This is a genomic window from Bacillus sp. UNC125MFCrub1.1 (assembly GCF_000701305.1).
Classification (GTDB): domain Bacteria; phylum Bacillota; class Bacilli; order Bacillales; family Bacillaceae; genus Bacillus; species Bacillus altitudinis.
The window spans coordinates 611,276-624,416 of the sequence record NZ_KL370769.1; the positions used below are offsets into that span (position 1 = coordinate 611,276).

A 13,141-nucleotide genomic window follows, 5' to 3' on the forward strand; every position below is an offset into this window, starting at 1 on the left:
TCCACTCTAAAATCGTAACGTGATCAGACGCCTTTTCTTACTCATTCATTTCAGAAAAGGAACTAAAGGGGTGATCTCATTGCAGCGTCCCGTAATGTCAGGCTTCCACCGTCCCTGATTCGCTTAATTACGCATGTGACAACTGCGAGTGTCCCTTTCAAACGTTTATCTCTTGTTAATTTATGATGGTATTATATGCAACATGAGCACGTCATGTCAAGGTGATGCGCTTATTCTTTTTCGTCAAAGACAGCGTCAACTTCATATTCCAGCAAATGATCCCAATCATCATTTTTCAGAAGATCAAGCTGAGCTTCGATGAGCATTTGGAAACGAGTTCTAAAGACTTTCGACTGTTTCTTGAGCTCTTCGATTTCCATTGCAATCTTTCTTGATTTTGATAACGCTTCGTTGATAATACGGTCTGCATTTTTCTCAGCTTCACGAATGATCAATTTCGCTTCTTTATCAGAATGACGCTTCACGTCTTCTGCTGCTTCTTGCGCCACAAGAATGGATTTGTTTAATGTTTCTTCAATTGTTGCAAAATGGCCTAGTCTTTCATCAAGCTCGTTGACTTTGTCTTCAAGCTCGTTCTTTTTGCGAAGTACGATCTCGTAATCTTTACGTACTTGGCTTAAAAACTCATTTACTTCATCTTCGTCATAGCCGCGAAAACTTTTTGTGAACGTTTTATTATGAATATCATTAGGTGTTAATGGCAATCTTGCCACCTCCAGATTCAAATTCGTTATGTCAGAAGCTCAAATGTTACTTTGAATTTATCTTTTTTTGTCTTCCCATCAATTGTTTTTAAGCTAAAGCGGCCAAATCCCCTGACAGAGAGCTGATCACCTTCACCAATTGTAAAGGAAGGGTCTTCAGTGACTTTCCAGTTTACTTTGACAAGACCATTTTTGACCAAAAGTTGTGCTTTTTGCCGAGACTGACGGCTGACAGCAGCACATACAGCGTCAAGCCGCAGTGAAGAAATCGTATCTTCTTTGATATCGGTTTTGCTGATGACTGGCTGAAGATCTGCCTTGCTAATTTCCTCTAATGAAACAGATGCTCTGCCGACATGCGTCAGCTGAGCCCGAACAAAATCGGCAACATCGCTTGTACAAATAAATTGCACATTGTCCTCTGAAAACAACAAATCACCGAATTTTTGACGCTTCAGGCCTGTCCCAATGAGCGAACCGAGAAGGTTGGGGTGTTCTATCGAAATAAACTTTTTCGCATAGTTCACCTGAAAATAAGTCAGCTCGAAATCCTGTATAGACGGTGCTAAATAATCAGGATAGATCAAAGCCCTTTTTCGCTCTGCTTCCTCATACCCGCCAAAAAACATGAGACCCAGTTCATCAGAATGCTGAATCACGGACTGGGTAATGAACTGCTCACGCGGATCAAGAAAGTCTGTTAATTTCATTCGATATTGATCGAGTGCGATGTTTTTCCAGCCTAATACTTGGTCGACAAATGGCTGTTCGTCTTTTCTAAAATGTTGATAAATATCGCTCATTTTGTTCCCCTTTTATGTAAAAGAGCCTGGCAGATGCCAAGCCCGGCAGCCTGTTTACATGAATCGTACAATCATATTATAAAGACCAGTTAGTCCATACAATGATGCGAAACGAATCACAAGCAATGCCACAATTGGCGAGATGTCAATCATGCCAATTGGCGGAATAATTTTACGGAATGGTTCTAAATACGGTTCGCAAATGTTTGTCAAGAAGCGGCCAATCGCTGTTTCTCTTGCAGATGGTACCCATGACATAAAGATGTAAATAATGATCGCGAATGAGTAAATCGTTAATACAGTCTGTAGAAACTGAAAAATGTAATATAGAATCACTTTGGTTTACCACCTCTGAGGTTCTTCCTCTGTCAATAGCTCTGATATTGTGCCAGATACATCCACATTATCAGGAGTGCAGAGGAATATATTCGAGCCAATACGCTGAATGTCTCCACCGATTGCATAAACCGTTCCGCTTAAGAAATCGATGATTCGCTTTGCTTGATCGTGCTGAATGCGCTGCAAATTGACGACGACTGCACGCCGATTTTTAATATGATCTGCAATCTCTTGAGCCTCTGCATAAACACGCGGCTCACTTAACACCACTTTAGAGGATTTTTGCACGCTTTGCAAGCTGACGACATTTTGTTTTCCTGCCTGAGGACGCTCTTGAAATGCCGCTTTATCTTTTGTGTTTTTTTCTTCTTGTGCTGGTTCTCTTTCTTCATCAATATATTCGTACTCATACTCTTCATCATCGAGTGTGAAGAAGCTTTTAAACTTATTTTTTATGCTCATGTCACGCACCTCCTGTTTCATTTCCAACAAGTGAAGAGCCAATCCGAACAAATGTCGCACCTTCTTCAATTGCGATTTCAAAATCGTTTGACATGCCCATCGATAAATGCTGACAAGGTGCATTTACTTGGTTCAGTTGTTTTACCTCTTGTTGAAGGCTTTTTAATGTTTTAAAACAGTTTCGTATCACAGTATGATCATCTGTAAATGGAGCCATCGTCATGAGTCCAGCAATTTCAATATGTTTGAAATCAGCCAGCTGTTTGACAAATGGAATCACGTCTTCGCTTTGTAAACCGTGTTTTGACTCCTCAAGTGATGTGTTCACCTGTACAAAACAGCGAACCGTGTGATCCGCTCTTTTTTCAATTTCATTCGCAAGGGACATTCTGTCTAGCGAATGTAAGTAGTCAATGGTCTGAATGACAGATTTCACTTTTCGCGTCTGTAAACTGCCGATGAAGTGCCAGCTAATGTTTTCATCGGTTATGGCTGCCTGTTTTTCAAGTAACCCTTGGTCACGATTTTCACCAAAGTGCAAAATTCCGGCATCCTTTGCTTCTAATGCTCGTTCAATCGAGACATATTTTGTGACAGCGACAACCGATACATCGTCTGGATGTCTACCTGCTCTTTTACATGCTTCGTTGATTTGTTCATTTATTTGTCTGAGATTCTCTCGTACATTCAATTGCACTTATGCCTCCTTAAACCCGACAAAAGACATCATACGTCCTGTTTTCCCTTGATCACGCCGGTGTGAGAAGAAATGCTGCTCATTGCAACTTGTGCACATCGAACTGACATGTATGTTTTCTTCTTTTAATCCTGCATGAAGTAATACGTTTTTGTTTAGTTTTTTTAAGTCAATTTTGTATTGTCCTTGTGACATCTCGGAATACACATCCTCTGTTGTAAAAGGAAGCTGTTTCACTTGATCTATGACAACATCATCTACTATGTAGCAGCAGCTGCCAATGGATGGTCCAATGACGACTTGTATATGATCGGCATCAGCGCCTTCTTGGCGAACCCATGCATCAACCATGTTGGCGCCAATTTGCTTAACGGTTCCTTTCCAGCCGGCATGAGCCGTTCCAATCAGCCCAGATTGCGGCGCTAGAAAATAAAGCGGAACACAGTCAGCGAAACAAAGAGCGAGCATGATGTTTGGTTCAGAGGTGTACAAACCATCTGTTCTAGAGAGTGCTTCATCATACTGAAGACTTCCTCTTCCCTTTTGTTCCTTTGTGACTTTCATGATGCGATCCTCGTGTGTTTGGTCAGCAAACACCCAATTAGAGAGCGGCACAGCAGTAGCATCTGCAATGACTTGACGATTCATTTGGACACTAGAAGCATCATCTCCTACATGGAGTCCAGTGTTCATTGATTGATATGGAGAAAGACTAAAGCCGCCATTTTTTGTCGTAAAACCGGCCAATATCTCTTTTCCAGAACATGTCATGTTCGTCCAATCATGAATCATCATTGCATAAGGTGATTTCTGCTGAAAGGGGTCATATTTGTCTATCAAAGCTGCCTCCCACCTTTCATTCATCTCTCTTTATATCGCTCCTATTTTACCACAAGACGTGCAAAGACAGTTAGTGGGATTCATTAAATATTACACTCAAATGTGCCCTTTCTACAGGTTTTTTTTCAAATTGATATGAAAACGTAATCTTTTTACCCGAAAAAGACATTGATTGCTGAGAATGGAGAGCTTGTTTCAAGGAAAATTTGATCTATTGATTGAGGAGTTTACACGAATTAAGAAGACAATCGGACAAGTATCACATCTTCGCCAATTTTTACTATATTTCGCCACGGGACAATCATTTCCTCTTCTTTTCCGAAAAATCCCATCATTTTACCTGTACCGCCTATGATAATCGCTTGTATTTTACCGCTCGTGACATTGATATCGATGTCTCCAATAGTACCTAATTTTTTTCCGCTGGACACATCGACGACATCTTTGATTTGGAATTCAGAAATACTGATCATCTGTCCTTCCCCGCCTTTCGTTTTCTACTATAATATGTATGATGGAAAAGCAGGGAAGCAGACCAATAGTTTCTCTTATCTACAATTTACTTAAGTGAGGACGGCCGTTTTGCCACATGACTTCGACTGGACATTCAAAAAAGGAAGAAAGCAAGTCACTTGTCATCATCTGCTTTGTCTCCCCTTTATGAAAAACAGTACCTTCTTTTAATAATAAGGTGTGCTGAAAAATCGGGAGAATCTCTTCTGCGTGGTGGGTCGTATAGAGCAATGTGGGCGCATCTGGTTTTGATGCAATCAATGAGATCGTCTCCAGCACTTGTTCTCTTGCTAAAAAATCAAGACCCGTCACAGGTTCATCTAAGATCAGAAGCTTCGGATCATTCATTAAAGCTCTTGCGATGAGCACTTTTTGTTTCTCTCCTTGCGACAGGGTTTCATACGTGCGATTGGCATATTGAAACGATCCAAATGTTTTTAATAAATCAATCGCCTTCTCTCTTATCTCATCTGTAGGTGTTTCATAAAGTCCGATGGAAGCAAATGCCCCGCTCAAAACAATTTCAAATGCATTGTCATCTCTGTGCAGCTTCTTTTCAAGACCAGCAGAGATGAGACCAATTTTCTTCCTTAGTTTTTCACCAAGCGCTTCCTTGCCAAACACATGGCCTAACACCGTCATCTCACCTGACGTTGGAAAATAATATGAGCAAAGCATATTTAATAAAGCCGTTTTCCCAGCACCATTTAAACCATAAAGCACCCAGTGTTCCTGGTCTTTCACCTGCCAGTCAATAGAACGAAGCAGCCATTTTCCATTTCGTTTTAAAGAAACATCCTTCAAGTCAAGCGACACGATCTTTTCCCCCTGAATAAAAATTCTGAATATACAAATAATAACGTCTACAGCATATCGCAAATGTTTCAATCAGTAAACCTAACGCAAAAAAGCTGCTCCCTATTAAGGAACAGCTTTTTTGCATGGTTACGAAATTTCAATTCGTACGCCCTCTTTAATGTCAGGAAACGTATGCGGGGATGCAAAGACAGCTCCCGGTAATACATCATCAAACGGCTCTTGGAAGTAGATCGAAATATGGCCGAGTTCCTTAAAGTTGTCATTTGCTTTATTGCCTAAAGCAGTAATGGTATAAGTTTGGTCGCCCACTTGAATCGTTCCGCCTAATTTCAGCGGCTCTTCTTCTAAGTGTTCAAACTCATGAATGACAGACATATCTCTTAATTCCTGCGGCGCTGCTGGTCCAAATAAAACAATCAGCTTATCTTCTTTAAACTGCGGGACTAAGATCCCAATTTCTTTTACGACAGATTGTGTTACCATGTATCTCGATTCCTCCTTTAATACGTTTAATACATACCGAAGCTGGCAACGTATGCGATCACAACAGATAGAACGCCTGTAATGAGACGGCTATACAAAACTGCTGGTACCCCATATTGTACCGTTTCCGGCTTCGCTTCACCAAGTGATAGCCCCACCGGGATAAAGTCACACCCTACTTGACCGTTGATCGCAAACAGTGCTGGAAGAGCAAATTGAGGCGGAATATTCCCTAGTGCAATTTGACTACCAATGAGAACACCGATGACTTGTGCAATGACTGCCCCAGGTCCTAAGACAGGCGATAGGAACGGTAAGGTACAGACAACAACGAGCAGTAAGAGCCCCCATAAAGATCCTGCCAAAGGTGAAAGGAAATGGGCAATCAGATCACCGATTTTTGTATAATTGATAATTCCAATTAACATACTGACAAAGGCCATGAATGGAATAATGTTTTTAAGGAGCATATCAACAGAATCACGACCAGCTTGATAGAATGTGCCGGTTACTTTCCCGATTCCTCTTGAGAATCTCATGAGGAAATTCCCTTTTTCTTGACGTTCGATATTTTCCTCTTTCAGTTTTGAATAGGTTTCTTTGAAATTCTCTTTGTCAATTGGGCCGCTGCTTTCTTGACCTTCTACATTCCCTTCACTATCAGATGCTTCCGCAAAGGAAATATCTTTTTCTGTGACACCTGATACGAAGATATCCTCTGTAATGTGTTTTGCAAGCGGTCCAGAAGGAGAGGATGCCAGCACATCGACAGTTGGAATACGTTTCATTGGATAAAGTCCGATTCGCGCTGTTCCTCCGCAGTCAATGACAACACACATCATTTCATCTTCTGGTATAGAATTTTTAAAACCATCACATGCTTCTGTCCCTGTCATTTCTGCAATTTTACGTGCAACTGGGTGAATGCCTCCTCCTGTAATGGAAACGACCTTTCTTCTTTTACCGGTTGGTTCAAGCTCTAATCCTTTTCCCCATCCGCCAGCACCTTTTGCAACAAATACTTTGTGGTTTGTCATGTCTAACCCTCCCCTATTGTGAATTCGCTTTCATTTTTCCTGCTAAGTACTTTGTGATCCATTCCGTAATGATTCCGCGAAGTAAAATGACAACGATCCCGACTAAGAAGTAACGAACAGCCAGCTCTGACATAGAGTATCCAGCTTCTTTAATCCCGTTCGCAATTCCTAAGTAGACAAACAGTTCTCCTGCGTTGGCATACGGGAACAGCGATGTCACCGGATGAACAAATGAAACAGCTGAATCATAGAATGCTGGTTTTTGTTTTTCAGGTAAGAAGCGGCCAAACGTATAAGCCATTGGGTTTGTCAAAATAAGAACGGATAAGATCGGCATTAACGTATAGCGCAAAATGGTATATTTCGCTGCAAACTGAATCGCTCTATTCACTCGCTCTTCTCCAATAAACTTCATGACAGCATAAGTGAAAGTAAGTAACACAACAAGCGTTGGAACGATACCTGTAACAAGACCCATGAATTGCTTTCCGCCGGCTTCAAACATCCCGATAAAGTGCTCTCCAAACCATTGAATCCATTCCATGTTTCATCTCCCCTTTCTTAGTTCACATTTGTTATATTTTTTTTAGAAATCGAGACAAGCGCCTGCTCCGCTGCCATGGAGAGTGCTTGCATGACAGCTGGTCCCCTTTTGCGCTTTTTCAATGTTTGTTTCATCATGTGATGCTCATCAAGCACAGCCCCCACATGTTTTCCTTCATAGGAAGGCAGTTCCTTAAATTTAGACAAAATCGAGACGCCACCCAGCACATGACACTTTTGAATGATGTATGATTCATCGACAATGATGAGCGCAATGGCTCCAGGACCAAATTTGCGCCGCTCCATTCCTGAAAACAAGTGATAGCCTTGTTTCCCTTTATAGTCGTCAATCAGTGAATCCATGCTTTTGCGGTAGTACTTGATTTGAATAAACGATAAACCATACTGCACAATCAGAATAATGCAAAGTACGATTGCTAATTTTTCCATAGCCTCACGTCCTTATGATTGAAATAAGTGATCTTGTAATGAACGCAGCTTCCAGACCGTTGTGTTTGAATCAAGTTCTACATCATCATGAGATAGGAATTGCCCCAATTTGATATCTTTTTTCGCTACCACTTTTCCGCTGATTAAGCCAATTGGGATGTGGCCGTTCGCTTTCATGTCTTGATGTGTTTCAAGTACACCTCTTACGGAGTATCCGCCAATACCATCAAGTGTTTCTCCTGCTTTAATATCTCTTTTCGCCACAGCGACAGTTTCTGATACTGGTACACCAATTGGATGGATTGAAGAATCGTGTTGTAAGACTGCTTTTGCGATCGTCACTGGTGTTTCAAGGCTTGCTAAGTGGAAAGGACGATACAGTGTGTAGTGAGGACCTTTTCCAACTTTTAAGTAACGAAGCTCTTCATCTACTGGCTCAAGATCACTCTTGACGATGACAAAGACACCTGGTGCCAGTCCGTTTACATATTCAACGACTCCGAAGTTATCCAGTACGCCGCCTTGCTGTTTTTGATTTAATTTATCTGCTACATTTTCTAAATTCGCTTCTACTCCATGCATGCCGACTTTATCAGGCAAAAGTCCTGTTGCATTACTTAATAGGTTCATTTCTGCCATCGTTTTTGTTCCGTCTTGGAATGCTGCCAGCATGTGGGCACTCATATGTTTACTATCTGCTTCAGCTTTACACGTATCTGGGTTTGCTTCTGGGAAGAATGGGTTGTTCTTACCTTTTCCAGCAACCAATACTTCAAGCCCCATTGTTTTTGCAAATTCATATAGTTCTAGCGTTGCTGCTGGTTCATCTCCAGCTGATCCAGAGTAAACAAGTCCTGCATTCGTGAATAATTTATGCATGACCAAACCGATCGTAATATCGACTTCTACATTTAAAAGAACGAGATGTTTTTTTGAATTAAGCGCTTCCAAAGAAATGTTTGCTCCGACCTCTGGAACACCTGTTGCATCCACAACGACTTCCACAGAATCTGATTGAATCACTTCTCTGTAATCATTTGTGACGACCATTTGATGTGGTTTCGCATGTTGCTTGTAAAAATTCGCTGCTTTCTCAGCTGCACTAAGATGAATATCACAAACACCTGCGACAATCATACCTGGAATTTTAGAAATTTGTGAAATGAGTCCAAAGCCCATTTGGCCTGCCCCGATAATCCCAACTTTGATTGGATCTCCGCTGCGTTCTCGTGCTAACAATTGTTGATAAATTGACATCTAAATCATCCTTTCAGGTTTTCTTGCTTCACAATAGATTGCTAGAAAAATAATCTGAAACTTTTAACAAATGTTATAAAAATTAACAAAAATCTGTTTCTTGTAACATTTGTTATTTTATTTATCATTTGTTATGAACTTAGTTTATATGATGTGTCAACTTTGTGTCAAGATAAAATCGATAAAATTTTCAATCTTTTTGAGTCTAAAGACTCAAAAAAAACTACCTAATCGGCTTAGGTAGTTACTTTAATAGGGCATCTCCGGTTTGTTCATCTGTAATTAACACATGAATTAATCCACCTTCTAACGCTGCCCTGATCGCTTCAATTTTTTCTTCTCCTCCAGCGACACCAATCACAAGCGGGATCTCTTTCAGTTTTTGAGGACTGATCCCCATCACCCGGTCGTTCCACGGATGCGGATACACTTCACCTGTATGATCAATAAAGTTATAACAAATGTCACCCGCGACATCTTTCGCTTGCAGGATATCTTCCTCACCACTTGTCATATAGGATTTCACCATCGTTGAATGTTGCGGAACACCGCCTATTCCTACGACCGCGATATTTGATGATTCTCCTAATTCAATGACTTTTTTGATCGACGGCTGTCTAATGAGTACATCTTTCGCTTCTTTCGTATCAAGCATGACAGGTACATGTAAAAACTCACATTTGGATTTGAGTGCTTCTGAGCATCTTCCAATAATATAGTTGGCATGAATATCAACATCTTCATTTCCGACGCCTCCGACAAGCGGAACAAATGTCACAGACGGAAAATGCTGAACAGACGTAAGCGCTTTCGCCATTTCATGCAAGGTTGTCCCTGATGAAAAACCGATGACTTGTCCATCCTTCATGACTTTTAATAAAAAGCCCGCAGCCGCAGCTCCTATTCGACTTTTTGTTGTTTCTTGACTGAGAGATTCCACACACACGACTTCTCGCAGCCCGTATTTTCGCTCTATTTTTCTTTCTAACGAACCATATTGTTGATTTACTTCATCATGAATAATGATTTCCACGATTCCTGCTTCACGTGCTTTTGCCAAATATTTCGATATGAGCGAACGGCTAACCCCAACAGCTTCTGCAATTTTAGATTGAGTGGCGCCTTCTTCATAGTACATATGCGCAACCTTAATGAGCAGCCTTCTTTCATCATGGAATGTCATAATAACCCTTCTTTCCGCTTCTCTATTCCCTCACAAATGATATTTTAAATAACATTTGTTAAAAACAGATTAAATGAAAAAAATAACAGAGTCAATACTAGAGATGGGTTCTCTAAAAAGAATGAAAAAAGCCGCACATTAGCGGCGGCTTTAAAAAATATTTTTATTCATTTGTTTGATTGCTGCTTTTTCAAGCCTTGATACTTGTGCTTGAGAAATACCGATTTCTTCTGCCACTTCCATTTGTGTTTTGCCTTGGAAAAAGCGTTTACGAAGAATCATTTTTTCTCGATCATTCAATCTGCGCATTCCCTCTTTTAAGGCCAATTCTTCTACCCATTGTGTATCTTTGTTCCGTTCATCACTAATTTGATCCATCACATAAATCGGATCTCCTCCGTCATTATAAATCGGTTCAAACAAAGAAACAGGATCTTGAATGGCATCTAGGGCAAAAACAATTTCCTCATGAGGGACTTCTAACACTTTGGCAATGTCTTCTGCCGTTGGTTCCTTGCTTGTCTCACTAATCAATCTCTCACGGACTTGAAGCGCCTTATAGGCAATATCTCTTAGTGAACGAGACACCCGGATGGGGTTGTTATCGCGCAAGTATCGACGGATTTCTCCTATGATCATAGGGACCGCATAAGTTGAAAATCTGACATTGTGGCTTAAATCAAAATTATCAATTGATTTCATTAATCCGATACAGCCTACTTGGAAGAGATCATCAACATACTCGCCTCTGTTGTTAAAACGCTGGATCACACTTAAAACCAACCGCAAATTGCCATTAACTAGCTTTTCTCTTGCTGTATCGTCACCTTCATCTTGCAGCTGTCTGAATAATTTTCTCATCTCGTCGTTTTTCAGAACAGGCAGTTTGGAGGTGTCGACTCCGCAGATTTCCACTTTATTTCTGGACACTTTTTTCCCTCCCTACAGGAGCTGTTGTACAAAGTTCAGTATCTCCGTGGGATGGAAAAATATGCACGGTCTACGACGAGAAAGATGTGAAAAAATGGTGATCCCTTTGACAGTGCAGGGATAAAGCTTTCAAAAAAATTTTTTTAGACCATCTTATTAAATTCTTTTTGCAATCGTTTAATAATTCTTTTTTCGAGCCTTGAAATATAGGACTGAGAAATACCAAGCATGTCGGCAACATCTTTTTGTGTTTTTTCTTCACCGCCAACTAAACCGAACCTCAGTTCCATGATCTGTTTTTCACGATCGTTTAATTGTTCTAACGCTTTTTTCAGTAATTTTTTATCGACATTTGCTTCAATATCGCGGGTGATAATATCATCATCTGTCCCAAGTACATCTGATAAAAGCAGTTCATTACCGTCCCAGTCGATGTTAAGCGGTTCATCAAAGGATACTTCTGAACGGATTTTATTATTTCGGCGCAAATACATCAAAATTTCATTTTCAATACATCTAGACGCATATGTGGCCAGTTTGATCTTTTTTTCTGGATTGAACGTATTTACTGCCTTGATGAGGCCTATCGTTCCGATACTAATCAAATCCTCAATGTTAATGCCTGTGTTTTCAAATTTTCTTGCGATATAAACGACCAATCGCAAATTTCTTTCGATCAAAATGGCTCTTGCTGTTTGATCACCTTTAGGTAATTTAACGAGCAATTCTTGTTCTTCATCCTTTGATAATGGCGGAGGCAGTGCCTCACTTCCACCAATATAATAAATCTCATCACTCTTTAGCCCTAGCTTCATGAGGAGTTTATACCAGTAGTAAGTGAGTTTAAATTTTAATTTTTTCATCTTCTTCTCCCTTCTAAATGTCCAGTTGACTTCGTAAGATAAAAGACATCACAAAAAAACTACGACACCCCTTGTATCATTTTTCCGTCTAACATCTCTGGATGAATGATGGATTGAAATTCCTGATCTGCTGATAATCCACTTAGACTCATCCCAACAAAACACTTCGCTGGCTGGATCATATGCGTTTTTGTATAAAGGACGACCGTATCTGGTTTAAAGCATAGTAGAAACCCGTGATCATGACCGACTGCGCGATACGGAACAAGTCTTAAACGATTAAGCAGCGGAAAATGGTCATCGAGCTTTTGCATCACTTCAACAGGATGAAACTGTTTCATTTTTTCTATAAATGGCTCTCCGAAAATAGATGTGAGCTGATCGAGCTGGGCGATCATGACAGGTGTTTTCGTCAATGGATCATACAGCTGATTTCCAGAATCGACCAGACCATTTAAGCGGATCGTTTCTCCTTGAATGTGGATCTCCACAAGTACTTGTTCGTCATATTGTCTTTTTTTCGCACCAACCTCTCCTAATCGTTTCTTTGAAAACAGCCAAATGGCCGGAAAGCCAGTGAGAACAAAAAGCCAGCTAATGGGATCACCAAATCCATCATTTTGTGAAATAAGCAGTCCATCTTGAATAACTGTATTTGTCTGCAAAAACGAATGAACCCCGATCATGCCCCCTCCCATCAAAAATGTGACAAAGTAAAAAGCAAACAGATTTTGAAAAAAGGAACGAAATCTTTGAAAGCCAAAGGTTCCAAGCACGATCAAGACAGAAAAAAGCAGTTTGCCTAAAGGGTGCGACACAATCATTGCAAATGGCGTAAAGAGCAAGAGAACAATGCTCGATCCAATGAGAGCTCCTAACATATATCGCCTTTTTTTCACTTGTCGTTTGAGAATAAATGCTGTGAGTAAGAGCAGCAATAGATCAAAACAAAAGTTTAACAGCCAAATGACATCTAAATAAATGACCACCTTCTGCTCCTTTCATCTGAAACAAAGAATCAAAAGCAGTACTTGCACTTGTTTGTACCAGTATAAAACAGTCATCGGATGGAAGTCTGTCAATTCTTGTAGGGGATGATAGAGAACTTTTGGTGGATTGTTATCGTTTTTGTCGACGTATGAAACAGAAAGAACATCGGAATGATTTGTTGGACAAGTGTCTCCTCTATCAATTGCA

General features: G+C 40.4%; 17 protein-coding genes and 1 other annotated feature (1 of these 18 only partly in view). All 17 genes read right to left on the minus strand.

The features are described from left to right. Nucleotides 1-171: a binding site (T-box leader), on the minus strand (it extends 67 nt beyond the left edge of the window). A 59-nt stretch (nucleotides 172-230) separates the two neighbouring features. The 17 genes from N521_RS15850 to spoIIGA all read right to left on the minus strand — a co-directional run bounded on the left by N521_RS15850 (nucleotide 231) and on the right by spoIIGA (nucleotide 12,933). Beyond that, nucleotides 231-725: a DivIVA domain-containing protein gene (locus tag N521_RS15850; protein ID WP_008344947.1), complete on the minus strand. Its 495-nt coding sequence runs from the start codon at nucleotides 723-725 to the stop codon at nucleotides 231-233. 26 nt (nucleotides 726-751) lie between these two features. Beyond that, nucleotides 752-1,528 (minus strand): YlmH family RNA-binding protein, encoded by a 777-nt coding sequence (locus N521_RS15855; protein ID WP_025207303.1) that lies wholly within the window; start codon nucleotides 1,526-1,528, stop codon nucleotides 752-754. 54 nt (nucleotides 1,529-1,582) lie between these two features. Then, nucleotides 1,583-1,864, minus strand: a complete 282-nt coding sequence (locus tag N521_RS15860; RefSeq protein ID WP_017367203.1) for a YggT family protein — start codon at nucleotides 1,862-1,864, stop codon at nucleotides 1,583-1,585. 6 nt (nucleotides 1,865-1,870) lie between these two features. Further along, nucleotides 1,871-2,329, minus strand: a complete 459-nt coding sequence (gene sepF, locus N521_RS15865) for a cell division protein SepF (RefSeq protein WP_017359354.1) — start codon at nucleotides 2,327-2,329, stop codon at nucleotides 1,871-1,873. A 1-nt stretch (nucleotide 2,330) separates the two neighbouring features. Further along, on the minus strand, nucleotides 2,331-3,020 hold the full coding sequence (locus N521_RS15870) for a YggS family pyridoxal phosphate-dependent enzyme (RefSeq protein WP_026050091.1): 690 nt from the start codon (nucleotides 3,018-3,020) through the stop codon (nucleotides 2,331-2,333). A 6-nt stretch (nucleotides 3,021-3,026) separates the two neighbouring features. After that, nucleotides 3,027-3,890, minus strand: coding sequence for a peptidoglycan editing factor PgeF (gene pgeF, locus N521_RS15875; protein WP_035392129.1), 864 nt, complete (start codon nucleotides 3,888-3,890; stop codon nucleotides 3,027-3,029). 212 nt (nucleotides 3,891-4,102) lie between these two features. Further along, nucleotides 4,103-4,339, minus strand: coding sequence for a YlmC/YmxH family sporulation protein (locus tag N521_RS15880; RefSeq protein WP_008344958.1), 237 nt, complete (start codon nucleotides 4,337-4,339; stop codon nucleotides 4,103-4,105). 79 nt (nucleotides 4,340-4,418) lie between these two features. Then, entirely contained in the window at nucleotides 4,419-5,195 is a 777-nt protein-coding gene (locus N521_RS15885) for an ABC transporter ATP-binding protein (protein WP_017367201.1), read from the minus strand. 129 nt (nucleotides 5,196-5,324) lie between these two features. After that, nucleotides 5,325-5,681, minus strand: a complete 357-nt coding sequence (locus N521_RS15890; RefSeq protein WP_007499733.1) for a PTS glucitol/sorbitol transporter subunit IIA — start codon at nucleotides 5,679-5,681, stop codon at nucleotides 5,325-5,327. A 26-nt stretch (nucleotides 5,682-5,707) separates the two neighbouring features. After that, nucleotides 5,708-6,718: a PTS glucitol/sorbitol transporter subunit IIB gene (gene srlE / locus N521_RS15895; RefSeq protein ID WP_024720315.1), complete on the minus strand. Its 1,011-nt coding sequence runs from the start codon at nucleotides 6,716-6,718 to the stop codon at nucleotides 5,708-5,710. A gap of 13 nt (nucleotides 6,719-6,731) precedes the next feature. Beyond that, complete coding sequence (gene srlA, locus N521_RS15900; protein WP_003210918.1) at nucleotides 6,732-7,262, minus strand: PTS glucitol/sorbitol transporter subunit IIC; 531 nt, start codon at nucleotides 7,260-7,262, stop codon at nucleotides 6,732-6,734. A gap of 17 nt (nucleotides 7,263-7,279) precedes the next feature. Next, nucleotides 7,280-7,711 (minus strand): transcriptional regulator GutM, encoded by a 432-nt coding sequence (locus N521_RS15905; protein ID WP_008354650.1) that lies wholly within the window; start codon nucleotides 7,709-7,711, stop codon nucleotides 7,280-7,282. 12 nt (nucleotides 7,712-7,723) lie between these two features. Then, entirely contained in the window at nucleotides 7,724-8,968 is a 1,245-nt protein-coding gene (locus N521_RS15910) for an NAD(P)H-dependent oxidoreductase (protein WP_008344966.1), read from the minus strand. A 244-nt stretch (nucleotides 8,969-9,212) separates the two neighbouring features. Then, nucleotides 9,213-10,151 (minus strand): sugar-binding transcriptional regulator, encoded by a 939-nt coding sequence (locus tag N521_RS15915; RefSeq protein WP_017359359.1) that lies wholly within the window; start codon nucleotides 10,149-10,151, stop codon nucleotides 9,213-9,215. Between the two features lie 150 nt (nucleotides 10,152-10,301). Further along, nucleotides 10,302-11,081: an RNA polymerase sporulation sigma factor SigG gene (gene sigG / locus N521_RS15920; RefSeq protein WP_003211879.1), complete on the minus strand. Its 780-nt coding sequence runs from the start codon at nucleotides 11,079-11,081 to the stop codon at nucleotides 10,302-10,304. 143 nt (nucleotides 11,082-11,224) lie between these two features. Then, nucleotides 11,225-11,944: an RNA polymerase sporulation sigma factor SigE gene (gene sigE, locus N521_RS15925; RefSeq protein ID WP_007499746.1), complete on the minus strand. Its 720-nt coding sequence runs from the start codon at nucleotides 11,942-11,944 to the stop codon at nucleotides 11,225-11,227. A gap of 59 nt (nucleotides 11,945-12,003) precedes the next feature. After that, nucleotides 12,004-12,933: a sigma-E processing peptidase SpoIIGA gene (gene spoIIGA, locus N521_RS15930; RefSeq protein ID WP_035392132.1), complete on the minus strand. Its 930-nt coding sequence runs from the start codon at nucleotides 12,931-12,933 to the stop codon at nucleotides 12,004-12,006. Between the last annotated feature and the right edge of the window lie 208 nt (nucleotides 12,934-13,141).

Bases quoted from the DNA above. Each gene is read 5' to 3' on its own strand.
- pgeF (WP_035392129.1), bottom strand. From the start codon at position 3,890: ATGAATGAAAGGTGGGAGGCAGCTTTGATAGACAAATATGACCCCTTT.
- N521_RS15915 (WP_017359359.1), bottom strand. From the start codon at position 10,151: ATGACATTCCATGATGAAAGAAGGCTGCTCATTAAGGTTGCGCATATG.
- N521_RS15910 (WP_008344966.1), bottom strand. From the start codon at position 8,968: ATGTCAATTTATCAACAATTGTTAGCACGAGAACGCAGCGGAGATCCA.
- sigE (WP_007499746.1), bottom strand. From the start codon at position 11,944: ATGAAAAAATTAAAATTTAAACTCACTTACTACTGGTATAAACTCCTC.
- N521_RS15855 (WP_025207303.1), bottom strand. From the start codon at position 1,528: ATGAGCGATATTTATCAACATTTTAGAAAAGACGAACAGCCATTTGTC.
- N521_RS15880 (WP_008344958.1), bottom strand. From the start codon at position 4,339: ATGATCAGTATTTCTGAATTCCAAATCAAAGATGTCGTCGATGTGTCC.
- N521_RS15890 (WP_007499733.1), bottom strand. From the start codon at position 5,681: ATGGTAACACAATCTGTCGTAAAAGAAATTGGGATCTTAGTCCCGCAG.
- srlE (WP_024720315.1), bottom strand. From the start codon at position 6,718: ATGACAAACCACAAAGTATTTGTTGCAAAAGGTGCTGGCGGATGGGGA.
- srlA (WP_003210918.1), bottom strand. From the start codon at position 7,262: ATGGAATGGATTCAATGGTTTGGAGAGCACTTTATCGGGATGTTTGAA.
- sepF (WP_017359354.1), bottom strand. From the start codon at position 2,329: ATGAGCATAAAAAATAAGTTTAAAAGCTTCTTCACACTCGATGATGAA.
- N521_RS15905 (WP_008354650.1), bottom strand. From the start codon at position 7,711: ATGGAAAAATTAGCAATCGTACTTTGCATTATTCTGATTGTGCAGTAT.